The 21325-nt window shown below is 75.0% G+C and carries 20 protein-coding genes; 11 read left to right on the top strand and 9 right to left on the bottom strand.

The window, feature by feature from the left end; translation table 11 throughout:
* Positions 1-28: 28 nt before the first annotated feature.
* The 6 genes from hemL to hemE all read right to left on the bottom strand — a co-directional run bounded on the left by hemL (position 29) and on the right by hemE (position 7048).
* Entirely contained in the window at positions 29-1363 is a 1335-nt protein-coding gene (gene hemL / locus ACTHAM_RS01125) for a glutamate-1-semialdehyde 2,1-aminomutase (protein WP_440684180.1), read from the bottom strand.
* Positions 1364-1383: 20 nt separating this feature from the next.
* Positions 1384-2406, bottom strand: a complete 1023-nt coding sequence (gene hemB / locus ACTHAM_RS01120; RefSeq protein ID WP_440683895.1) for a porphobilinogen synthase — start codon at positions 2404-2406, stop codon at positions 1384-1386.
* Positions 2403-3266 carry a uroporphyrinogen-III synthase gene (locus ACTHAM_RS01115; RefSeq protein ID WP_440683893.1) on the bottom strand — a complete coding sequence of 288 codons (864 nt, stop codon included), beginning with the start codon at positions 3264-3266 and terminating at the stop codon, positions 2403-2405. The genes hemB and ACTHAM_RS01115 overlap by 4 nt, the downstream gene beginning before the upstream one ends.
* Positions 3263-4249, bottom strand: a complete 987-nt coding sequence (hemC, locus tag ACTHAM_RS01110) for a hydroxymethylbilane synthase (protein ID WP_440683891.1) — start codon at positions 4247-4249, stop codon at positions 3263-3265. The genes ACTHAM_RS01115 and hemC overlap by 4 nt, the downstream gene beginning before the upstream one ends.
* A gap of 235 nt (positions 4250-4484) precedes the next feature.
* Positions 4485-5972 (bottom strand): protoporphyrinogen/coproporphyrinogen oxidase, encoded by a 1488-nt coding sequence (locus ACTHAM_RS01105; protein WP_440683889.1) that lies wholly within the window; start codon positions 5970-5972, stop codon positions 4485-4487.
* A 2-nt stretch (positions 5973-5974) separates the two neighbouring features.
* Positions 5975-7048: a uroporphyrinogen decarboxylase gene (hemE, locus tag ACTHAM_RS01100; RefSeq protein WP_440683887.1), complete on the bottom strand. Its 1074-nt coding sequence runs from the start codon at positions 7046-7048 to the stop codon at positions 5975-5977.
* A gap of 44 nt (positions 7049-7092) precedes the next feature.
* Between hemE and ACTHAM_RS01095 the strand changes: the two genes are divergently transcribed.
* Positions 7093-8361 (top strand): glutamyl-tRNA reductase, encoded by a 1269-nt coding sequence (locus tag ACTHAM_RS01095; RefSeq protein WP_440683885.1) that lies wholly within the window; start codon positions 7093-7095, stop codon positions 8359-8361.
* A 183-nt stretch (positions 8362-8544) separates the two neighbouring features.
* Here the strand turns inward: ACTHAM_RS01095 and ACTHAM_RS01090 are convergent, their stop codons facing one another.
* Together ACTHAM_RS01090 and purB are read right to left on the bottom strand one after the other, a co-directional pair.
* Complete coding sequence (locus tag ACTHAM_RS01090) at positions 8545-9420, bottom strand: hypothetical protein (RefSeq protein WP_440684179.1); 876 nt, start codon at positions 9418-9420, stop codon at positions 8545-8547.
* Positions 9421-9629: 209 nt separating this feature from the next.
* Positions 9630-11069: an adenylosuccinate lyase gene (gene purB, locus ACTHAM_RS01085; RefSeq protein ID WP_440683883.1), complete on the bottom strand. Its 1440-nt coding sequence runs from the start codon at positions 11067-11069 to the stop codon at positions 9630-9632.
* Between the two features lie 151 nt (positions 11070-11220).
* On the opposite strand from purB, the gene ACTHAM_RS01080 reads away from it, so the two are divergent.
* The 7 genes from ACTHAM_RS01080 (at position 11221) to ACTHAM_RS01050 (ending at position 17362) form a co-directional block, all read left to right on the top strand.
* Positions 11221-11946 carry a DUF4129 domain-containing protein gene (locus ACTHAM_RS01080; protein ID WP_440683881.1) on the top strand — a complete coding sequence of 242 codons (726 nt, stop codon included), beginning with the start codon at positions 11221-11223 and terminating at the stop codon, positions 11944-11946.
* Positions 11943-12503, top strand: a complete 561-nt coding sequence (locus tag ACTHAM_RS01075; RefSeq protein WP_440683879.1) for a hypothetical protein — start codon at positions 11943-11945, stop codon at positions 12501-12503. Before ACTHAM_RS01080 ends, ACTHAM_RS01075 begins: the two co-directional genes overlap by 4 nt.
* Positions 12500-13543, top strand: coding sequence for an AAA family ATPase (locus ACTHAM_RS01070; RefSeq protein ID WP_440683877.1), 1044 nt, complete (start codon positions 12500-12502; stop codon positions 13541-13543). Before ACTHAM_RS01075 ends, ACTHAM_RS01070 begins: the two co-directional genes overlap by 4 nt.
* Positions 13540-14922 carry a DUF58 domain-containing protein gene (locus tag ACTHAM_RS01065; protein ID WP_440683875.1) on the top strand — a complete coding sequence of 461 codons (1383 nt, stop codon included), beginning with the start codon at positions 13540-13542 and terminating at the stop codon, positions 14920-14922. Before ACTHAM_RS01070 ends, ACTHAM_RS01065 begins: the two co-directional genes overlap by 4 nt.
* Positions 14919-15482, top strand: coding sequence for a hypothetical protein (locus ACTHAM_RS01060; protein WP_440683874.1), 564 nt, complete (start codon positions 14919-14921; stop codon positions 15480-15482). Before ACTHAM_RS01065 ends, ACTHAM_RS01060 begins: the two co-directional genes overlap by 4 nt.
* A 103-nt stretch (positions 15483-15585) precedes the next feature.
* Positions 15586-15882: a hypothetical protein gene (locus ACTHAM_RS01055; RefSeq protein WP_440683872.1), complete on the top strand. Its 297-nt coding sequence runs from the start codon at positions 15586-15588 to the stop codon at positions 15880-15882.
* A complete protein-coding gene (locus tag ACTHAM_RS01050) occupies positions 15875-17362 on the top strand; it encodes a hypothetical protein (protein WP_440683870.1) in 1488 nt (495 codons plus the stop codon). The genes ACTHAM_RS01055 and ACTHAM_RS01050 overlap by 8 nt, the downstream gene beginning before the upstream one ends.
* Here ACTHAM_RS01050 and ACTHAM_RS01045 read toward each other — a convergent pair.
* Entirely contained in the window at positions 17356-17739 is a 384-nt protein-coding gene (locus ACTHAM_RS01045) for a phage holin family protein (RefSeq protein ID WP_440683868.1), read from the bottom strand. The two genes, ACTHAM_RS01050 and ACTHAM_RS01045, sit on opposite strands and share 7 nt — an antisense overlap.
* A 51-nt stretch (positions 17740-17790) precedes the next feature.
* Here ACTHAM_RS01045 and hisC point away from each other — a divergent pair, with 51 nt between their 5' ends.
* From hisC to ACTHAM_RS01030, 3 genes are all read left to right on the top strand, one after another.
* Positions 17791-18855 (top strand): histidinol-phosphate transaminase, encoded by a 1065-nt coding sequence (gene hisC / locus ACTHAM_RS01040; protein WP_440683866.1) that lies wholly within the window; start codon positions 17791-17793, stop codon positions 18853-18855.
* Positions 18856-19081: 226 nt separating this feature from the next.
* Positions 19082-20239 (top strand): pyruvate dehydrogenase (acetyl-transferring) E1 component subunit alpha, encoded by a 1158-nt coding sequence (pdhA, locus tag ACTHAM_RS01035; protein ID WP_440683864.1) that lies wholly within the window; start codon positions 19082-19084, stop codon positions 20237-20239.
* On the top strand, positions 20236-21318 hold the full coding sequence (locus tag ACTHAM_RS01030) for an alpha-ketoacid dehydrogenase subunit beta (protein WP_440683862.1): 1083 nt from the start codon (positions 20236-20238) through the stop codon (positions 21316-21318). The genes pdhA and ACTHAM_RS01030 overlap by 4 nt, the downstream gene beginning before the upstream one ends.
* Positions 21319-21325 lie beyond the last annotated feature (7 nt).

Raw genomic sequence — 21325 nt, 5'->3', positions numbered from 1 at the left:
GGCCAGGGGAGCGACGCGGGTCCGTCCGTCAGTCCTGCGGTGCCTGGGCCGAGGCGGCCGCCGCAGCTGCGGCCGGCAGCGCGTCGACGATCCGGTCGATCGCCTCGTCGTCGTGCGCGGCCGAGACGAACCACGCCTCGAACGCCGACGGCGGCGCGGAGACCCCCGACTCGAGCAGCGTGTGGAAGAACGGTGCGTACCGCCACGACTCGGTGGCCTGCACCGAGGCGTAGTCACGGGCACCCTGCTGGGCAGCCTCCGCGCCGAACATGATGCTGAACAGGCTGCCCGCCCACTGGATCGCGTGCGGCACGCTCGCGGCAGCCAGCGCCTGCGAGACGGCCGAGCGCAGCTGGGCCGAGGCGGCGTCGACCCGGGCGTACACGGCGTCGTCGGCAAGGCGCAGCGTGGCCAGACCGGCCGCGGTCGCCACCGGGTTCCCGGACAGGGTTCCCGCCTGGTAGACGGGTCCGAGCGGCGCGAGCTGCTCCATGAGGTCCACGCGACCGGCGACGGCCGCCACGGGAAGACCGCCGCCGATGACCTTGCCGAAGGTCAGCAGGTCGGGCTCCCAGCCTTCGCTCTGCCCCTCGAAGCCCCACCAGCCGGCCGGGCCGACCCGGAACCCGGTCAGCACCTCGTCCTGCACGAACAGGGCGCCGTGCTCGTGCGCGATCCGACGGACCTCGCCGTTGAACCCGGGCAGCGGAGGCACCACACCCATGTTGGCCGGCGCGGCCTCGGTGATCACGGCCGCGATCCGCTCGCCGTGCTCGGCGAACGCGGCAGCCACGGCATCCAGGTCGTTGTACGGCAGCACGATCGTCTCGGCGGCCACCGCGGCGCTCACCCCGGCCGAACCGGGCAGCGCGAGCGTGGCCACACCGGAACCGGCCGCCACCAGCAGCGAGTCGACGTGCCCGTGGTAGCAGCCGGCGAACTTCACCACGAGGTCACGACCGGTGAACGCGCGGGCCAGCCGCAGCGCCGTCATCGTCGCCTCGGTGCCCGTGGACACCAGTCGCACACGGTGTGCGGCGGGCACGCGCCGACGGATCTCCTCGGCGAGCTCACCCTCGGTGACCGTGGGCGCACCGAAGCCGAGCCCGCGCGAGACGGCCTCGTGCACGGCGTCGAGCACCACGGGGTGCCCGTGGCCCAGCAGTGCCGGACCCCACGAGCCCACCAGGTCGACGTACTCGTGGCCCTCGACGTCCGTGACGTACGCCCCGAGCGCGGACTGCAGGAACCGGGGGGTGCCACCCACCGAGCCGAAGGCGCGCACGGGGGAGTTCACGCCCCCGGGGATCACCGCCTGCGCCTGCCGGAACGCGTCCTCGCTGGTCGTCGTCCGCCCATCCATGGTGCCGGACCCGAGCTCACTCATCGCTTCTCCTCTGCCAGCCAGCCGGCCAGCTCCGTCGCCCAGTAGGTGAGGACGTGGTCGGCACCGGCACGCCGGATACCGACCACGGACTCCTCGATCGCGCGGCGCCGGTCGATCCACCCTGCCGCCGCGGCGGCCTCGATCATCGCGTACTCGCCCGAGACCTGGTAGGCGGAAATCGGGACGGACGACACGGCCGCGACGTCGGCCAGCACGTCGAGGTACGACATGGCCGGCTTCACCATGACGACGTCGGCCCCTTCGGCGATGTCGATCGCCACCTCACGCAGTGCCTCGCGTCGGTTGGCGGGGTCCATCTGGTACGTCCGGCGGTCGCCCTGCAGCGTCGACTCGACGGCGTCCCGGAACGGGCCGTAGAACGCCGACGCGTACTTGGCGGCGTACGCGAGGACCGCGACGTCCAGGTGACCGGCGTCGTCGAGGGCGTCCCGCACCACCCCGACCTGGCCGTCCATCATGCCGCTGAGCCCGACCAGGTGGGCGCCGGCGGCCGCCTGGGCGAGCGCCATGTCGGCGTACCGGACCAGCGTCGCGTCGTTGTCGACCGCACCGCCGGGTGTGAGGACCCCGCAGTGACCGTGGTCGGTGAACTCGTCGAGGCACAGGTCCGCCTGCACCACGAGCGCGTCACCCACCTCGGCCACCACGTCCGCGATGGCCAGGTTGAGGATGCCCGCCGGGTCGGTGGCCTGCGTGCCGGTCGCGTCGCGGACCTGCGGGACGCCGAAGAGCATGACGCCACCGAGGCCGACCTCGGCCGCCGCGGCCGCCGCGCGCCGCAGGCTGTCGCGCGTGTGCTGCACGACGCCCGGCATGGACGCGATCGGCCGCGGCTCGGTCAGGCCCTCGCGGACGAAGACCGGCAGCACGAGCTCGGCAGGGTGCAGACGCGTCTGCGCGACGAGCCGACGGACGGCGGGCGTGGCACGCAGACGGCGCGGGCGGACCCGCCCGACGGGCGACAGGTCAGGACGCTGGGCGTGGTCGGGGTTGGTCACACGGTCTCCTCGGGTGACGCGGTCGGTGACTCGTGGGGGGACTCCCGCGGGCTGCTGGGGGTGTGCGCGGCGGCGTGGGCGTCCGTCAGTGCGCCGACCAGGCCGAGCATGGTCTGCTCGGCGGCCACCGCGGCCACCGGCAACCCGAGGCGGTGGGCCTCGGCGGCGGTGGACGGGCCGATGCACACCAGCAGCGTCCCGGCGGGCGGTGCGCCCAGGTGGGCGGCCAGCTCACGCACGGTCGAGGCCGACGTCAGCAGGGCGGCGTCGATACGCCCGGCCCGCCAGTCCTCGACCACGTCGGCCGGGGGAGGTGCCGCCGGCACGGTGCGGTACGCGATGACGTCGTCGACCTCCCAGGCGCGCTCCCGCAGCCCCGCGGCGAGGGTGGCCGAGGCGAGGTCGCCCCGGGGGAACAGGATCCGGCCGGGCCCCTCGGGCAGGGCGCCGAGCAGGCGCAGGGCGGTCGAACCGACCGTGGGCACCACGTCGACGGGCACCCCGGCCTCCCGCAGGGCCCGGGCCGTGCCGGGGCCCACGGCGGCGACCCTCGTGCCGGTGCGGGCGACCAGCTCGGGCAGGGGCGCATCGACCTCCGTCGCGCGGTCCACCAGCACCGGGACCGCGGCGGCGCTGGTGAGCACCAGCCACGTGTACCAGCCGGCGCCGAGGGCCAGCAGGGTGTCGTCGAGCTCGGTCGGGTCGTCCGGCAGGACGGTCTCGATGAGGGGGACGACCACGGCCTGCGCTCCGGCGGCGGCGAGGGCCACGACGGCCGGGCTGGTGCCCGCGGTGGGTCGGGGGACGAGCACCCGCAGACCGTCGAGCGGTCCGCGGCCGGTGCGGGCGGTGGGTGTCATCGGCGTGCACCCAGGTCGGCCAGGTCGGCGGCGCCGGCGCTGAGCAGCTCCTCGGCCAGTGCCCGCCCCAGGTCGGCGGCGCGCTGCTCCGCAGCGGCGGGATCGCGTGCCGGGTCGAGCGGGTCGTCGAGTGCGGCGGTGGCGGCGCGGCGCAGCACCCGGGTGCCGTCGGTGCGGGCCACCACGGCGTCCAGGTGCAGCGTGGACTCGTCGTCGAGCCGCGCGAGGGCGCCGACGGGGGCGGCGCAGCCTGCCTCGAGCCGCGCGAGCAGTGCGCGTTCGGCGGTCACCGCGAGCCGTGTGGGCCGGTGGTCGAGGCCGCGCAGGGCGCGGGCCAGCGGGGCGGGCCCCTCGGCGTCGGCGCGGCGGACCTCGACGGCCAGGGCACCCTGCCCGGGCGCCGGTGCCATGAGGGTGGCGTCGAACGTCTGCGTGATCGCGTCGAGCCGACCGAGCCGGGCGAGCCCTGCGCGGGCGAGCACCACGGCGTCGAGGTCGCCGGGTGCCACGCGTCGCAGCCGCGTGTCGACGTTCCCGCGGATGTCCACCACGTCCAGGTCGGGGCGGGCGGCGAGCAGCTGGGCGGCGCGCCGGGGAGATCCGGTGCCGACCCGTGCACCGGGCGGCAGCGTCTCGAGGGTGAGGCCGTCGCGGGCGCACAGTGCGTCGGCAGGGTTCTCGCGGGCCGGTACCGCACCGAGCACGAGCCCGTCCGCGTGGCCGGTCGGCAGGTCCTTGAGTGAGTGCACGGCCACGTCGCAGCGGCCGTCGAGGAGCGCGTCACGCAGTGCCGTGACGAACACCCCGGTGCCGCCGAGGCTCGCCAGCGAGCCGGTGAGCCGGTCGCCGTCGGTGCGCACGCGCACGGTCTCGACGTCGAGGCCGTCGGTGCTGGCCCACGCCGCGAGGGCGTCGACCACATGGCCGGTCTGCGTCAGGGCGAGGGCGCTCGCGCGGGTGCCGACACGCACGTGCTGGGGCATGCGGCCCAGTGTCCCCTGCGTCGGCGGGGAAGTCGAAAAGCGCTCGGTAACCCGGCTCGGAAGGCGCGGGGACAGGTGTGCCGGCCGACAATCGGGAACGCAGGTGACAGCTCGTCAGAAAGTGCCGCGGAGACCATTCCTGCTGACCGCCGACGTCATTGTGAGACCCCGTCCTGACGAAATGTCAGAATGCGCGCAGCCCGACTCCCGCAGCCGGTGCCGCACACCGGCACCCTCAGACGAGCAGCGAACGGGCAGCAGCCCGCGCCGCCGGCACCACCGACGCCAGACCGTTCCCGTCCGCCCACGCGCCGCACACCGCCACACCGGGCAGCCCCGCGACCGCCGCCCGCACCGACGCGACCGCCTCCCGGTGCGCCGCCGACGGCCGAGGGAGTGCCTGGGTCCACCGCACCACCGCGGTCCCGACCACCTGCTCCGACCCCAACGGCACCCCCAGCAGCACCGAGGCGTCCCGCACCGCCTGCCGGACCAGCGCAGCATCGTCACCCTCGCGCACCGGCAGCGCCAACGGACTCTGCTCGCCGTCCCCACGACCACCCGCAGCCTGCCGGTTGTCCGCGCCGGCCCGCCCGTACGACAACCGCACCACGTGCTGCCCGTCCGGCACCTCACGCCGCAGCCACGCCCACTTCGCCGTCCCGTGCGTGATCGCCTTGGCCTCCACATCGGTCGCGCCCGGCGCCACCAGCACACCCGTGCCCCGCGGAGCCGCATCCAGCCCGGGAGCCTCCAACACCAGCGTCACCAAGGTCACGCGTGCACCGTCATCGGGCCGCACCTCGGCCAGGTCCGCCATGTGCGCACCCTGCAGCAGCTCGCCCGCCGCCGGGGTGGCCAGCACCAGACGGGACGTCCGAGCAGCCCCACCGTCCAGCAGGACCCGCACCCCACCGTCCTCGAGCGAAGCCAGGCCACGGACGCGCGACCGGGTGCGCACCTGCCCGCCGTGCGCCTCGACATCCGCGACCAGGGCGTCCACCAGGCGGAACATGCCCCCGTCGACCCCCTGCACCGCCGCACCCGCCGGCGCCGTCGCCCGCAGGGCGGCCACCCCTCGCGCCAACGACCCGTGCGCCGCCGCACGGGCCGCCGGCAGGCCCGGGGACACCGCCTCGACCGCCAGGTCGTCCGGGTCGGCCGCATGCACACCACCCACGATCGGGTGCACCAGGCGGTCGACCACCCGACGCCCCATCCGCGCGGTCACCAGTGCGCCCAGCGTCGTGGCGTCACGGCCCACGAACGGCGGCAGCACCAGGTCCAGCGACGCGCGCAGCGCGCCACCCAGGCCCAGCGTGGCGCGCACGTCCGCCGCCCACGGACGGGCCGGGATCCCCAGCACGCCCGTCCGCGGCAGCGGCCCGTCCTTGCCGGGCAGGTGCACCCACGACCCCACGGTCTGCGGCACGCACAACGAACCACCCAGCCCGAGCTCGTCGAGCAGCGCGGCGACCGTGCCGCCACGGGTCGCGAACGACTCCGCACCCGCGTCCAGCCGGACACCGGCGACCTCGTGCCCGCGGACCGCGCCACCGGCCACGTCGCGGCCTTCCAGCACGAGCGTCGGCACGCCCGCGTGCACCAGCTCCCGGGCGGCGACCAGGCCCGCGACACCGCCGCCGACCACCACCGCCCCCCACTGCTCGTCGTCGGACGTGGTCTCGGGGCGGGGCCGGTCCTGCCGGCTCGGAGCGGCCACGATCAGATCTCGTGCACGAGGGCGGCGACGCGGGTCAGCACGTCGGGGTCCGTCGTCGGCGGGACACCGTGACCGAGGTTCACCACGTGACCGGGCGCCTGCGACCCCCGCGCCACCACGTCGCGCACGTGCGCCTCGAGCACCGGCCACGGTGCGGCCAGCAGCGCCGGGTCGATGTTGCCCTGCAGCGGCGTGCGCCCACCCAGCCGACGGTTCGCCTCGTCCAGCGGCAACCGGTAGTCCACGCCGATCACGTCGGCCCCCACGTCACGCATCGCCACCAGCAGCTCGCTGGTGCCCGTCCCGAAGTGGACCGTGCGCACACCCTCGGCGGCCAGGTCGGCGACGTGCGACAGCGCCCGGGCCGAGGCCGGAGCCACGTGCGCCGTGTAGTCCGCCAGGCCCAACGACCCCGCCCACGAGTCGAACAGCTGCGCGGCGCTCGCCCCGGCGAGCACCTGCGCCCGCAGGAACGCCCCCGTCACGTCCGCCGCCCACTGCGTCAACGCGACCCACGTGTCCGGGTCGGCGTGCATCAGCGCGCGGGCAGCCAGGTGGTCACGCGACGGACCGCCCTCCACCAGGTACGCGGCCAGCGTGAACGGCGCACCCGCGAAGCCGATGAGCGGCGTCGAGCCCAGCGCCGCCACCGTGCGGGCCACACCCTCGGCGACCGGTGCCAGCTGCTCCGGGGTCAACGGACCCAGGTCACGCAGCCGGGCGACGTCGTCCGCCGTGCGGACCGCCGAACCCATCACCGGGCCCACGCCCGGCCGGATCTCGACGTCCACCCCGGCGAGCCGCAGCGGCACCACGATGTCCGAGAAGAAGATCGCGGCGTCCACGTCGTGCCGGCGCACGGGCTGCAGCGTGATCTCCGACGACAGTGCCGGGTCCAGGCACGCGTCGAGCATCGCCGTGCCCTCGCGTGCCGCGCGGTACTCCGGCAACGACCGGCCCGCCTGCCGCATGAACCACACCGGGCGCCTGCTGCCGCGTCGCCCGGAATACGCCTCGACCAGAGGCGAATGAGTCGTGCGGCCGTCGACCAGCGGGTGCGCGGAGGGCAGATTCACCCTGCGATTGTGCCGGACTTTTCCAGGGATGATTCAATCGCCCCGTGGTGCTGCTGAGTCTCGTCGCCAGCCACCACGACCTCGACCTCGGTGTGCTGGAGCGACTCCAGCATGACGTGCACGCCGTCGGCCGCGAGCTCGTGGCGGCCACCGGGTACGTGACGGGTGCGGTCGTCCTGGCGACCTGCAACCGGTTCGAGCTGTACCTCGACGTCGACGACATCGAGCACGCCCCCCTCGCGACGGCCGCTGCCGCGCAGACCGTGGCGGCCCGCTCCGGTTACACCACCACCCAGGTCGTCACCCACCTGCAGGCCCTCACCGGCACGGAGGCCAGCCGCCACCTGTTCGCCGTGGCCAGCGGTCTCGACTCCATGGTCGTCGGCGAACGGGAGATCGCCGGGCAGGTCCGCCGCGCCCTGACCGGCGCCCGACGTGACGGCACGACCACCTCCGGGCTCGAGGCCCTGTTCCAGGCGGCGTCCCGCACCTCGCGCGCCGTCGAGGCCCGCACCGGCCTGGGCGCCGCCGGACGCTCCGTCGTCGGAGTCGCGCTCGACCTCGCCGAACCGGGCCTGCCTGCCTGGCCCGAGGTCCGCTGCGTGCTCATCGGCACCGGCTCCTACGCCGGCGCGAGCCTGGCCGCCCTCAAGGCCCGCGGGTGCTCCGACGTCCGCGTCTACTCCCCGAGCGGCCGGGCAGGGCAGTTCGCCGCCGCCCGCGGGGTCCGTGCGGTACCCGCCGGTGCCGACCTGCACGCCGAGCTCGCCGACATCGACCTGGTCGTGGCGTGCAGCGGTGCGTCCGGGGCGGTGCTCGAGGTCGACGCGCTCGCGGCCGTCCGCACGGGGACCTGCTGCCCGCTGACCGTGATCGACCTGGCGCTCACGCACGACGTGGACCCCGGGGTGCGCGACCTGCCCGGCGTGCGCCTGGTGGGGCTGCAGACCGTCGCCGAGCATGCGCCCGCCGAGCACGCCGCCGTGCAGGACGCGCACCAGGTGGTGGCCGCCGCGGCCGAGGAGTTCGAGGGTGACCGTCGGGTGCGCGAGTGGGACGCGGTGCTGGTTGCCGCGCGCACCCGGGTGCTCGGCGCCCTCGAGACGCTGCTGAGCCGGCTGCCCGAGGACCAGCGGGACGAGGCGGCCGAGCGTGCCCTGCGGCGGCGCACCCGGTCGCGGCTGCACGGGCCGACGGTGCGGGCCCGTGAGGCGGCACGTGCCGGTGACGCGATCGCGTACGCGGTGGCGTTGGCGGAGCTCTCGCAGGTCCCGGTGCCCGAGGCCCCGCGGCGGGACGCCCCGGCGGTCTGAGGCGGCCCACGACGGCAGCCCGTGGCGGGCAGGTGCGTCGCGCCCACCGGGCAGGCCCCGGACTCGCAGCCCCAGATGCACAGCCCCGGACACACAAGTGCCGGGCCTGGTTCGGGGGGGAGGGAACCAGGCCCGGCAGTTCGTGGGGTCAAGCCGCAGGCCCGACCGAGGGTGGAGACGTGATCAGGTGGTCGCCCAGGACGCGTCCTGCGGGTACGCAGGTGCCTGCGCGGCCGACGGCCCCGGTGCCCAGGTGTGGGGAACCACCTGGTTGGTCTGGATGTCGGTGAGCTCGGCGGCGTACACGATCGCCTCGTACACGCCGGCCTCGACCTGCTCCAGCTGCAGCCGCTCGGCACGCTCGATGTCGTCACCGAGGTGCGAGATGCGCGCCACCACGTAGCGCTGCGCGTCCTGCCACTGGTCGACGACCCGCACGCTCAGACCGTTCCACCGCGCGGTGAGGTCGAGCTCGAACAGCTCGGTCACCTCCTCGCGGGCGACCCGACGGAACCAGCGGCCCGTCGGCGACAGCTGGAACCCGGTGTCCGCGAGCGGCGGGTTGGCCAGCGCGAGGACCACCGTGTGCCCGTTGTCGACGACATCGGCCTCGAGGTACCCGCCGTGCCACTTGGCCACCGGACCCACGCAGCGCGACAGCGACGCGAGTGCCGGCTGGGGTGCGCCGAACTGCCCGACGACCCAGCCCGTGCCGACGTCCACGTACTGCGCGAGCAGCACCTGCGAGCCGTCGGCGAACACCCGCACGAGCTCGGCGCCCGGGGGGATGCGGGAGTGGCGCAGCCACCACAACGGCACGATGTAGCCCGGCACGTCGCGGTACTGCAGCTGCGGTGAGGAGTGGAAGCGCAGCAGGTCGATCGAGCGGTCGAACGGGCTGAACGGCGAGCCGGGGTAGCCCAGGCCGTGCACCTCGAACAACTGGGACGGCGTCGTGGCGAAGGCGACGTCCTCGGCCCGCACCACGTACCCGGCCACGCGGTCGTGGCCCGCGGTGAGGATCGCGCGGGTGAGCGACGGCGTGATCGCCTTCTGCATGAGCGTCACGTTGGCATCCTTGCCCGGTCAACGGAGGGAGACACGTGAGCGCTCCCATCCTGCGGTGGAGACTGCTGAGGGACTGCGGGGGAATCGGACGATCCAGACGGATCGGTCATGATTCTGCAGCCCCAGCAGGGCGAATGTCCAGAAGTTGGGCAGGCCGAAATGTCGCAATCTCACCGAAGGCCCGTGCGGCGGGCCCGGGCTCAGCCCTCCAGGTGGTCCACCAGCTCCGCGGCGATGCCGGTGTAGCCGGCCGGGGTCAGCGCCCGCAGGCGGTCGGCGACGTCCTCCGGCAGGCCCAGGCCGTCGATGAACGTGCGCATGTCGTCGGCCGTCAGGCGGCGCCCCCGGGTCAGCTCCTTGAGGCGCTCGTAGGGGTTCTCCATGCCGGTGACACCGGCGACGGCCGCCGCCCGCATGGCCGACTGCACGGGCTCGCCGAGCACCTCCCAGTTCTCGTCCAGCTCGCGCGCCAGCATCGCCGCGTCGACGTTCAGGGCTGCCAGGCCGCGGCGCACGTTGTCGATGGCCAGCATCGAGTGGCCGAACGCCGGGCCGATGTTGCGCTGCGTGGTGGAGTCCGTCAGGTCGCGCTGCAGGCGGCTCGTGACGAGCGTGGCCGACAGGGTGTCGAGCAGCGCGCACGACATCTCGAGGTTCGCCTCGGCGTTCTCGAACCGGATCGGGTTGACCTTGTGCGGCATGGTCGAGGAGCCCGTGGCGCCGGCCACCGGGACCTGGATGAACACCCCGCGCGAGATGTACGTCCACACGTCGGTGGCCAGGTTGTGCAGCACCCGGTTGTACCGGGCGACGTCGGCGTACAGCTCGGCCTGCCAGTCGTGCGACTCGATCTGCGTGGTCAGGGGGTTCCACGTCAGGCCGAGGTGCTCGACGAACGTGCGCGAGACCGTCGGCCAGTCGGCGCCGGGCACCGCCACGACGTGTGCGCCGAACGTGCCGGTGGCGCCGTTGATCTTGCCGAGGAACTCGTCGCCGGCGATCCGTGCCAGCTGGCGACGCAGCCGGTACGCCAGCACCGCCAGCTCCTTGCCGAGGGTGGTCGGGGTGGCCGGCTGCCCGTGCGTGAGGGCGAGCATCGGCTGCTGCGCGTGCTCGTGCGCCATCGCGGCGACCTGGTCGGCCAGCTCGGTGGCGGCCGGCAGCCACACCTCGCGCACCGCACCGCGGACCATCAGCGCGTACGACAGGTTGTTGATGTCCTCGCTGGTGCAGGCGAAGTGCACGAGCTCGCCGACGCCCGCCAGCACGGTGTCCTCACCGAGCACGGCGGGCGCGGAGGCCAGGCGGCGCTTGAGGAAGTACTCGACGGCCTTCACGTCGTGCACCGTGGTGCGCTCGATCTCGGCCAGCTCGGCGATCTCGTCCGGGCCGAACGTCTCGACGACCGCCCGCAGGTACGCGCGCTCCTCCTGCGAGAGCACCGGGGCACCCGGCACCACGTGGTGCGAGGTCAGGTGGATGAGCCACTCGACCTCGACGTGGACCCGCATGCGGTTGAGCGCGGCCTCCGAGAGGTGGTCCACCAGCGGCGCCACGGCCGCGCGGTACCGGCCGTCGAGCGGACCGAGGGCGATCGGGGGGAACACGTCGGCCAGGGGCACGCGCACGGGGGACGTCATGGCGCCCATCATCTCGCACGGGCGCCCCTCCGGCCGGGGTGTCCGCCGGCACGGGCCGTCGTCGGTAGCCTGGCGGACCAGCCGCGTCACCCGGTGCGCGGTCGCCTGAGGAGGGTCGTGACGGACGACGGCACCAGCCCGTGAGCAGGCTGTGACCAGCACCGCAGCCACCCGGCGGGTGGCCCGGGTGCTCGTCGTGGCGCTGCTCGTCGCGCTCGTGGTGCTCGGTGCCACCCTCGCCGGACCTTGGCGTGTGGGCGTACGGGACCTCGGAGCGCCCGCCGCGACCATCGAGCTGCCGGTCGACGTGGAACCGTCGGTGCCCGCCGAGCAGGGGGAGCCGCCCGTCGAGGTCGACGTGCCGCCCGAGCTCCCTGGCTGGGTCAGGGCGGTGCTCACCGCCATCGCCGTCGTGGTGCTCGTCGTGCTGCTCGCTGCGGCCGGCCGCCGGCTGCGGCCCTACCTGGTCGCCGACCGCGACCCCACGCCCGACGAGGGCGGACCCGGCGAGGTCGTCGACGCCGACGACCTCGAGGTCCCCGTGCTGCGCGACGCCGTGCACCGTGCGCGCCGCGCCCTTGTCGACGACGTGCCGCCCGGCGATGCGGTCGTCGCCGCGTGGATGGCGCTCGAGGAGGCCTCGGCGCGTGTCGGCGTGGTGCGCGAACCTGCGCAGACCGCCGGGGAGCTGACCGTGCAGGTGCTCGACGCGACCCACGCCGACCCCGCGGCGGTCCGTGACCTGCTCGGGCTCTACCACCGGGCGAGGTACGGCTCACGTCCCGTGACGACCGAGGACGTCGTGCGCGCCCGCGCCGACCTGGCACGCCTGGCCGACGGGCTGCGCGAACGGGCCGACGCCCCGGAGGACGCATGACCGCGCGTGAGTTGTCCAGGGCCGGCTGGCGACCCGCCGTCGTCGGGCTCGTCGTCGGTGGCGCGGCAGGCGCAGTCGGGGTCGAGGCGTCCTCGGCGGTCGTCATCGGTGTCGTCGCCGCGCTCCTGGTGCTCGCCGCCGAACGGGTCGGGGCGGGCCCCGACGTGGTGCCCGAGCCCGTGCCGACCTCGCCACGTGAAGGCGCCCGCGGTGAGGTGCAGGAGCTCGTGTGGGCCATGATCGGACGCGACGGGCGCATCGGCGAACGTCCGCTGCGCACGCTGCGTCGCGCGGCCGCGGTGCGGCTCGCCCGGCACGGGGTCCGGCTCGACGACCCCGCGGACGACGACACCGTGCGAGCGCTGCTCGGCGCGCGGGCGCACCGCACCCTGCACCGCACCGTCGCACCCCTGCCCTCGGTCGCCGACGTCCGCCACACCCTCGACGCGCTCGAACGGCTCGGCAGCCGCCCTGCCGGCACCCACACCGACACCGGCGCCGCGCACGAGCCCGCAGCCGGCCCGACCGGTCCCACCAGCGAGAGGCCCGCCCGATGACCCCGACCGACCCCACTGCCGGCGGACCCGCCGCGCCGCACACCGCCGCGACCGTCGCCGCGCCGCCCGTCGACCCGCTGGACGTCGAGCAGGTCGCCGCCCTCGGCCGGGCCGTGCTCGACGAGGTCGGCACCGTCGTCGTCGGCATGCGCGAGCCGCTCGAGGTCGCCCTCGCCGCCGTGCTCGCCGGCGGGCACGTGCTGTTCGAGGACGTGCCGGGGCTCGGCAAGACCCTGGCCGCGCGCAGCCTCGCCCACGCCCTCGGTCTCGACTTCCGGCGCGTGCAGTGCACCCCGGACCTGCTGCCCTCCGACCTGACCGGGTCCAGCGTGTTCGACCCGGCGACCGCGAGCTTCACGTTCCGGCCCGGTCCCGTGTTCACCGGTCTGCTGCTGGCCGACGAGATCAACCGCACCGCCCCGAAGACGCAGTCCGCGCTGCTCGAGGCCATGGCCGAGCGGCAGGTCACCGTCGACGGGCGCACCTACCCGCTCACGCGGCCGTTCCACGTGGTCGCCACGTCGAACCCCGTCGAGTACGAGGGCACGTACCCGCTGCCCGAGGCGCAGCTCGACCGGTTCATGGTGCGACTCGCCGTCGGCTACCCCGAACGCGCCGCCGAGGTCGACGTGCTCAGCCGCCGACTGGACCGCCGGCAGGAGCAGGCGGACGTGGACCAGGTGGTCGACGCGGCCACGCTGCTCGCGATGCAGGCCGGCGTCGAGGAGGTGCCGGTCGACCCGGACGTGCTGGCGTACTGCGTCGACCTCGCGGCAGCCACCCGGCAGCACCCGTCCGTCGAGGTCGGCGCCTCGCCGCGCGGCTCCCAGGCGCTCGTGCTCGTGGCCCGCGCGCTCGCGGTGCTGCGCGGGCGGGACGTCGTCACACCGGACGACGTCAAGGCCGTCGGCGTCGCGACCCTGGCCCACCGCCTGTCGCTGACCCCGCAGGCCTGGGCCACGGGGCTCGCCCCCCAGGGAGTCGTCCGCGGCGTGCTCGCCAGCGTCCCTGGCCCGACCACGGCCCGCGCCGCACGGTGACGCACCTGCCCGGCGGGGAGCCGCGCCCGCCGACGCCCGACGGTGCCTGGTCGCGTGCGCGCGCCGGCGACGCCGCACTGCTGGCCGGGGCGTTGCTGCTGGTGGCCGGTGCGCTGGCGGGCCGACCGGACGTCGCGCTGCTGGGTGCTGCGCCGCTGATCGCCGGGGTGTGGCAGCGGTCGCGGACGCCGCACGGCGCGGTCACCGTCGAGCTCTCGCGGTCGACGGACGGATCGGTCGACGGGTCGACGGACGGCTCGGCGGGCGGAGGCCCGGCGGAGACCGGCCTGCCCGGTGCGGTGGCCGCCGCGGTGCGGCTGCGGGTCCCGGCCGGTGCGACGGCGGCCCTGCTGCGCGTGCGTCGTGGAGGGCGTCCGGTCGACGAGGTGCTCGTCGCCGTCCGGTCCGAGCGTCGGCTGTCCCTGACGCTGCGGACGGTGCGCACCGGACCGCAGGAGATCGCCACGGTCGACGCGCAGGGCGTCGGCGCCGGGGCGACGACCGTCTCGCAGCCGACCGACGTGTGCACCCGGTCCGTGCTGGTGCTGCCCGCCCCCGCATCCCTGGGCGAGGTGCCGTTGCCGCAGCGCCTGCGCGGGCTGACCGGCGGTCACGAGTCGCGGCGACCGGGCGAGGGCGGCGGGCTGCGCGACGTGCACCCGTACACGGCCGGCGACCGCCTGCGGCGCATCGACTGGCGGGTCACCGCCCGGCGAGCCCCCGACCTGCACGAGCTGTACGTGCGGCGCGAGCACGCGCTCGCCGAGGCCGTCGTGCTGCTCGTGGTGGACTCCCGCGACGACGTCGGCCCCGACCCGCGCACGTGGCGGGGGGAGCGGCTGCCGCGCCCGCAGGACCCGACGTCGCTCGACCTGGCCCGGACGGCCGCGGCGACGCTCGCGCAGCGCTACCTCGCGCTCGGCGACCGGGTGGGTCTGGACGACCTGGGGGTGCGTCGCCGGCCCCTGCCGCCCGGCGGTGGGCGCCGCCAGCTCGACCGGGTGCGGCACGCACTGGCCGTGGCGCACCCCGCGGGCGAGCCGACGACCCGCGTCCGCGCCCCGCAGGTGCCGTCCGGCGCGCTCGTCGTGGTGCTGTCGACGTTCCTGGACGACGAGGCGGCCGCCGCCGCGGCGCACTGGAGGCGGTCGGGGCACCGCGTGGTCGCGGTCGACGTGCTGCCGACCGTGCGGCGCCGCGGGTTGTCCGACCGTGAGCACCTCGCGACCCGGCTGGTGCTGCTGGCCCGCGAGGACCGCCTGGCCGGCCTGGCGGACCTCGACGTCGAGGTCGTCGCGTGGCGCGACGTGCCGGGTCTGCAGCTGACCGCACTGGCCCGCCGGGGCAGGCGTCGTCCAGGGGCAGGGGTGGCGACGTGATCGGGTGGCCGGGGCGCTCGGCCGAGGCGCGCGCCGTCGACCTGCGTCTGGGGCCGTCGGCGCCCGGCCTGGTCGTCCGGCTGCTGGCGGGGGTGTGGGCGGCGCTGGCCTTCGTGGTGGCGATCTCAGGCCCCGGCTCGCGCCCGGGTCCGGTCACGTTCGCGGTGCTCGTCGTGCTGCTGATCGTGCTGGTGGTGCGGCCCGCCACGGGTGTGGCGGCCCTCGTGGTGCTGACCGTCGGGCTGCGGGTGGTGGCCGGCGACCCGCCGGGCTGGCCGGCGACGGCGGCCCTCGTGCTGCTCGTGCACCTGGTGCTGTGGACGTCCGCGGTCGCGGCGCGCACCGGGGTGCGGACGCGCGTCGAGCTCGCGGCAGTGCTGGGCGGGTGGCGTGAGGCGGTGGCCGCCCAGGCGGGAGCGCAGGTCGCGGTCGTGCTCGTCGGGCTGGTCGGCGACGGTCCGCGCCTGGGAGACCCGGTGCGCGTGGGCGCTCTCGTGCTGGCGGGGGTCGTGCTGGTCGCGGTGCTGCCGAGGCGGGCGCGGACCGACCAGGAGGAATGACGTGCCGGACGTGAGCCGACCACAGCCGCGTGCCCGACGGTCGTGCTCACCGCGTCAGGACGACCCGGGGACGCGGTCGCCCGTCGCTCCCTAGCGTCCTCGCATGGCTCACGACCGGCTTGAACCCGTGCTGCGGCGCGCCCTCGACGACCTGGCGGTCACGTCCCGTCGCGTCCACGTCGCCCAGCAGCTCCGGTGGCAGGGCGACGCCGCGGACTCGTACCACTCCTCGATCGCCGACGCCCTGGTCGGGCTCGCGTCCCTGCGGGCGGCGGTCGAGGCGGCCGTCCGGCCCGTCGCCGCGTTCGACGTGGCCCAGGCGCAGGCGACGGCGTTCACCGGCGGGTCCGCGCCGACGACCTCCTCCGCGTCCGACGTCCTGGGTGCCTGCCGTGGGTGATGCGGACCGGACGGGGGTCGCACCGGGCTACACGGTGCTCGGCGGTCGCGGCCCGACCCTCGCCGAGGTCGAGGACATGACCGCTGCGGCAGCCGCGCTCCGTCGGACCGTCGACGTGCTCGACTCCGTGGACGCCGACCTCCGACGGGTCCGCGGGGTCACCGCGGTCGCGCTGATGGCGGGGCGACCGGAGGCCAGGGCCGCCCACCTGGCGGTCCGCGCGGCCGCCGACGGACCCGGGTCGGCGGGCGCTCTGCGGGACGAGCTGGGTCGCCTGGCCGACGCCCTCGTGCGCGCGGCCACCGTGTACGTGGACGCCGAGTCCTGCGTGGAGCGGCGCGTGCGGGTGCTGGCCGCCGGGGTCGGCTGGTGGATCGGCGAGCACCCCGGTCTCGCCGTCGGAGGCCTCGTCACGGCCGCCGCCGGACTCGGCACGATCGTCCTGGTCGGAGCCTCGGCGACCGGGCTGCTGCGGGAGACGGCGAACGGCGGCGGCCCGCTGACCACCCTGCTGGGCCGCGCGGCCAGTCGCGGCTCCGCGGTGTTCACCGAGGCGGGCGGCACGCAGGCCCTGGTGACCATGTTCGCCAGTGCCGCCCGCTCGCTGCCGCCGGGCACGCAGGTGCCCACGCTCAGGCCGGTTCCCTCAGGTGCGGCCGCCGCCCTGGGCGTCCTGCCCGCACCCGGTGACGCGTCGCTCGTGGCGCGTGCGGACCCACCGCAGCTGCCGGTGCCGCAGGACGTGCAGGGTGTCGTCGCCAATGTGGCCGCCAGCTACGACGCGCGCCCGGGCGGCACGGGGCTGCCCGGCACGCGCGAGGCCACGATCTCCGTCCAGCAGCTCGACCACCCGGACGGCACACGCTCGTGGGTCGTCGAGATCCCCGGCACGGAGGACGGCTCGTTCGCGGCCGACGTGCCGACGGACATGTCGACCAACCTGCAGCTCATGGCGCAGCAGCCGGACGACATGACGGCCGCGGTGATCCAGGCCATGCGTGACGCAGGAGTGGCCGCCGACGAGCCCGTGCTCCTGGCCGGGCACAGCCAGGGCGGCATGGTCGCCATGAACGTCGCCGCCGCGACCGTCGGCACGTTCGCGGTCACGAGCGTCGTCACGGTCGGGTCGCCGGACCTGCCCGTGCCGCCCCCGCCCGGCGTGCAGGTGCTGGCCGTGCGGCACGCCGAGGACCTGGTGCCCCAGACCGACGGCACCCCCGACTACGGCACGTCGCAGCTCACCGTGATCACCCGCGGGCTGGTCGCGACCGGGGACGACCCGGCGCTGTCGACCATCGAGGCGCACGACGTCCGACGGTACGTGGAGACGGCCGGCGAGCTGCCCGAGGCCGTCGGGGACGACCCGGGCTATCAGCGCTTCATGGACGCCGCCGCGCCGGTCCTGGGCGGTGCGGGCACCACGGCCGTCACCACCCAGTACGAGGTGAGCCGGGCTTCGTCAGGGACGGCGGGTCAGTGACGGTCGCCGTCACCGACGAGCGTGCTGAGCACCAGGCTGACGACCGAGATGAGCAGGCCGCCGAGCACCGCGGTGCCGAAGTTGTCGACACGCAGACCCCACGACGTCTGCTCCGTGATCCACGCCGTGAGCATGAGCATCAGGGCGTTGACCACCAACGTGAACAGGCCCAGCGTCAGCACGTAGAGCGGAAGGGACAACAGCGCCACGATCGGCTTGACGATCGCGTTGACGATCCCGAAGACCAGGGCGATCAGCAGCACGACCCCCACGGTGTTCCAGCCACCGGTCGAGCCGACGATCTCCAGCCCGGGCACGATCAGGGTGGCGAACCAGATGGCGATGCCGTTGACGATGACACGGACGACGAATCCCATGCGGTGATCCTGCCATCCGGGTGCTGCCGCGGGCGGTGGCATGCTGTCCCGGTGACGCGCGTCCCCCTCCGCAAGGCCCTGGCCGACCTGCCCCCGTACGTGCCGGGGGCCCGTGCCCCGATCGGCGCCGCGGCGTTCAAGCTCTCCTCGAACGAGAACCCGTACCCGCCGCTGCCCGGTGTGGTCGCCGCGCTCGCCGACGCCGCCATGGACGTCAACCGGTACCCCGACATGTATGCGACCGAGCTGACGGAGGCCATCGCGTCCTCGCTCGGCGTCGCCACCGACAACGTCGTCACGGGCAACGGCTCGGTCGCGGTGCTCGCCCACGTGCTCGCCGCCGTGTGCGAGACCGGCGACGAGGTCGTCATGCCGTGGCGCTCGTTCGAGGCGTACCCGATCGCCGTGACCCTGGCCGGTGCCGTGGGCGTGCAGGTGCCGCTGGCGCCCGGTGGCCGGTTGGACCTGCCGGCGCTCGCGGCCGCGGTGACCCCGCGCACGCGCGTGGTGCTGGTGTGCACCCCCAACAACCCGACGGGCCCGGCGGTGCACGCCGACGAGCTGGACGCCTTCCTGGCCGCGGTGCCGCAGGACGTGCTGGTGGTGCTCGACGAGGCGTACGTGGAGTTCGTCCGCGACCCGCAGGCGGCCGACGGGCTGGCCGCCCTGGCCGCGCACCCGAACGTGGTGCTGCTGCGCACGTTCTCCAAGGCGTACGGCCTGGCGGGCCTGCGGGTCGGGTACGCCGTGGCGCGCCCCCGCCTGGTCGCGGGGATCCGGTCGGCCTCGACGCCGTTCGGTGTGAGCTCGCTCGCGCAGCACGCCGCGCTCGTCTCGTTGCGGTCGGTCGACGAGCTGATGGCACGGGTGGACGCGATCGTCGCGGAGCGCGTCCGGATGCTCGCCGGTCTGCGTGCGCAGGGCTGGGAGGTGCCCGACAGCCAGGCGAACTTCGTCTGGCTGCCGCTGGGTGACCAGTCCTCGTCGTTCGCGGCCGATGCGACGCGGGCCGGGGTGCTGGTCCGCCCGTTCAACGGCGACGGCGTGCGTGTGAGCGTGGGCGAGCCGGAGGCCACTGACCTGCTGCTCGAGGTCACGGGGAGCTTCCGGCGCTGATCGCTGCGGCGGGGTCGGATGCTCGTCGACGGCTCCCCGGTGGCCGGGGGGCCCGGTTCGTGGTCCGCTGATCGTGTCTGTAGGGATCGCACAAACGGGCGGCCCGGAGGCTTGTCGTCGTCGCGCGCCGCTAACCTACGGTTCCGTAGCCTACGCTGACGTAGGTTCGGCCCGACGGCGTCGGGAACCGCACGCCCCACCGGCACGGCGCACCCCGCCGCCGCACGTGAAGGAGAACTGCGTGAGCCCGATCGGCCCGCTGACCGACGACGGCCTCGTGCGCCTGCTGACCCACACCGGTGAGCGACTGCACGACCACGAGTACGACCGGTACGTCGCCCACCTCGACGACCACGCCCTGCTCGGGCTGCTGCGCGACATGGTGCTCGTGCGGCGGTTCGACACCGAGGCGACCAGCCTGCAGCGGCAGGGCGAGCTCGCCCTGTTCGCGCAGGGGCTGGGCCAGGAGGCCGCCCAGGTCGGCTCGGGTCGCGCGATGGCCCCGCAGGACCACGTGTTCCCCTCGTACCGCGAGCACGGCGTCGCGCACGTGCGCGGGGTCGACCTGACCGACGTGCTGCGCCTGTTCCGCGGTGTGGACCACGGCGGCTGGGACTCCGAGGCGCACCGGTTCCACCTGTACACGCTGGTCATCGGCTCGCACACGCTGCACGCCACCGGCTACGCGATGGGCGTGCAGCGCGACGGCGACGTCGGCACGGGCGACCCCACGCGTGACACCGCGGTCGTCGCCTACTTCGGTGACGGTGCGACCGCGCAGGGCGACGTCAACGAGGCACTCGTGTTCGCCGCGGTGAACAACGCACCCGTGGTGCTGTTCTGCCAGAACAACCAGTGGGCGATCTCCGAGCCGACGACGCACCAGGCGCGTGTGCCGCTGGCCGACCGCGGCCCCGGCTTCGGCGTCCCCTCGGTGCGGGTCGACGGCAACGACGTGCTGGCCACGTACGCGGTGACCGCGCAGGCGCTCGAGCGGGCGCGCAGCGGCGGCGGCCCGACGTTCATCGAGGCGTTCACCTACCGCATGGGCGCGCACACCACCTCGGACGACCCCTCGCGCTACCGCTCGTCGGAGGAGGAGGAGCACTGGCGCCGCCGCGACCCGATCGACCGCCTGCGCACGTACCTGCAGGCGCGCGGCGCGCTGACCCCCGAGTTCCAGGCCGGTCTGGACGCCGAGGGCGAGGCGCTCGGCGAGCACATCCGCACCACGGTGCGCACCATGGGACGGCCGAGCACCGCGTCGATGTTCGAGCACGTGTACGCCACGCCGCACTCGGTGGTCGAGAGCGAGCGGGTCTGGTTCGAGCAGTACGAGGCCTCGTTCCTCGACGCAGGCACGGGCGAGGGGAGCCACCGATGACCACGACCACCGAGACGCCCACCAGCGGCGTGCAGCCGACCGCGGCCCCCGCCCGCAAGGTCGAGCAGCCGCTCACCGGGGTGCAGAAGCTGCCGATGGCCAAGGCCATCAACCTGGGTCTGCGCCGCGCGCTCGAGCGCGACGAGAAGACCCTGCTCATGGGCGAGGACATCGGCCGGCTCGGCGGGGTGTTCCGTGTGACCGACGGTCTGCAGCGCGACTTCGGCGCCGACCGGGTCGTCGACACACCCCTGGCGGAGTCCGGCATCGTCGGCACCGCGATCGGCCTGGCGCTGCGCGGCTACCGCCCGGTGCTGGAGATCCAGTTCGACGGGTTCATCTTCCCGGCGTTCGACCAGATCACCACGCAGCTGTCGAAGATGCACTACCGCTCGCGCGGGCGGCTGACCCTGCCGGTCGTCATCCGGGTGCCGTTCGGCGGCGGCATCGGCGCCGTGGAGCACCACTCGGAGTCGCCCGAGGTGCTGTTCGCGCACACCGCCGGCCTGCGGGTGGTCAGCCCGTCGACGCCCGCCGAGGCGTTCACGATGATCCAGCAGGCCATCGCCTCGCCCGACCCTGTGCTGTTCTTCGAGCCGAAGGGTCGCTACTGGGACAAGGGCGAGGTCGACCTCGACGCACCGCTCGCCGACCCGCACTCGCCGGACGGCCTCGGGCTGGACAAGGCCCGCGTGGTCCGCTCGGGCACCGACGTCACGCTCGTCGCGCACGGGCCGACGGTGGCGACCGCCCTCAAGGCCGCCGAGGCCGCTGCGGCCGACGGCACGAGCGTCGAGGTCGTCGACCTGCGCACGCTCTCGCCGCTGGACACCGCGACGATCGCCGAGTCGGTGCGCCGCACCCGCCGGTGCATCGTGATCCACGAGGCACCCGTGCTGTACGGCACCGGTGCCGAGGTGGCCGCACGGATCACCGAGGAGTGCTTCTTCCACCTGGAGGCACCCGTGCTGCGTGTCGGCGGGTTCCACATGCCGTACCCCGTCGCCAAGCTCGAGCACGAGTACCTGCCCGGGCTGGACCGAGTGCTCGACGCGATCGACCGGTCGCTCGCGTTCTGACGCACCC

The organism is Cellulomonas soli (assembly GCF_052036975.1).
GTDB lineage: Bacteria > Actinomycetota > Actinomycetes > Actinomycetales > Cellulomonadaceae > Cellulomonas > Cellulomonas soli_A.
Note: the sequence above shows the minus strand (reverse complement) of the source record. Positions and strands in the feature narration are given on the sequence as shown.

Excerpts from the sequence above, each read along its gene's own strand:
- ACTHAM_RS01030 (WP_440683862.1), top strand. The coding sequence starts at position 20,236 with ATGACCACGACCACCGAGACGCCCACCAGCGGCGTGCAGCCGACCGCG.
- ACTHAM_RS01045 (WP_440683868.1), bottom strand. The coding sequence starts at position 17,739 with ATGGGATTCGTCGTCCGTGTCATCGTCAACGGCATCGCCATCTGGTTC.
- hemL (WP_440684180.1), bottom strand. The coding sequence starts at position 1,363 with ATGGATGGGCGGACGACGACCAGCGAGGACGCGTTCCGGCAGGCGCAG.
- purB (WP_440683883.1), bottom strand. The coding sequence starts at position 11,069 with ATGACGTCCCCCGTGCGCGTGCCCCTGGCCGACGTGTTCCCCCCGATC.
- ACTHAM_RS01055 (WP_440683872.1), top strand. The coding sequence starts at position 15,586 with ATGGCTCACGACCGGCTTGAACCCGTGCTGCGGCGCGCCCTCGACGAC.
- ACTHAM_RS01075 (WP_440683879.1), top strand. The coding sequence starts at position 11,943 with ATGACCGCGCGTGAGTTGTCCAGGGCCGGCTGGCGACCCGCCGTCGTC.
- hemC (WP_440683891.1), bottom strand. The coding sequence starts at position 4,249 with ATGCCCCAGCACGTGCGTGTCGGCACCCGCGCGAGCGCCCTCGCCCTG.
- ACTHAM_RS01090 (WP_440684179.1), bottom strand. The coding sequence starts at position 9,420 with ATGCAGAAGGCGATCACGCCGTCGCTCACCCGCGCGATCCTCACCGCG.
- ACTHAM_RS01070 (WP_440683877.1), top strand. The coding sequence starts at position 12,500 with ATGACCCCGACCGACCCCACTGCCGGCGGACCCGCCGCGCCGCACACC.
- ACTHAM_RS01115 (WP_440683893.1), bottom strand. The coding sequence starts at position 3,266 with ATGACACCCACCGCCCGCACCGGCCGCGGACCGCTCGACGGTCTGCGG.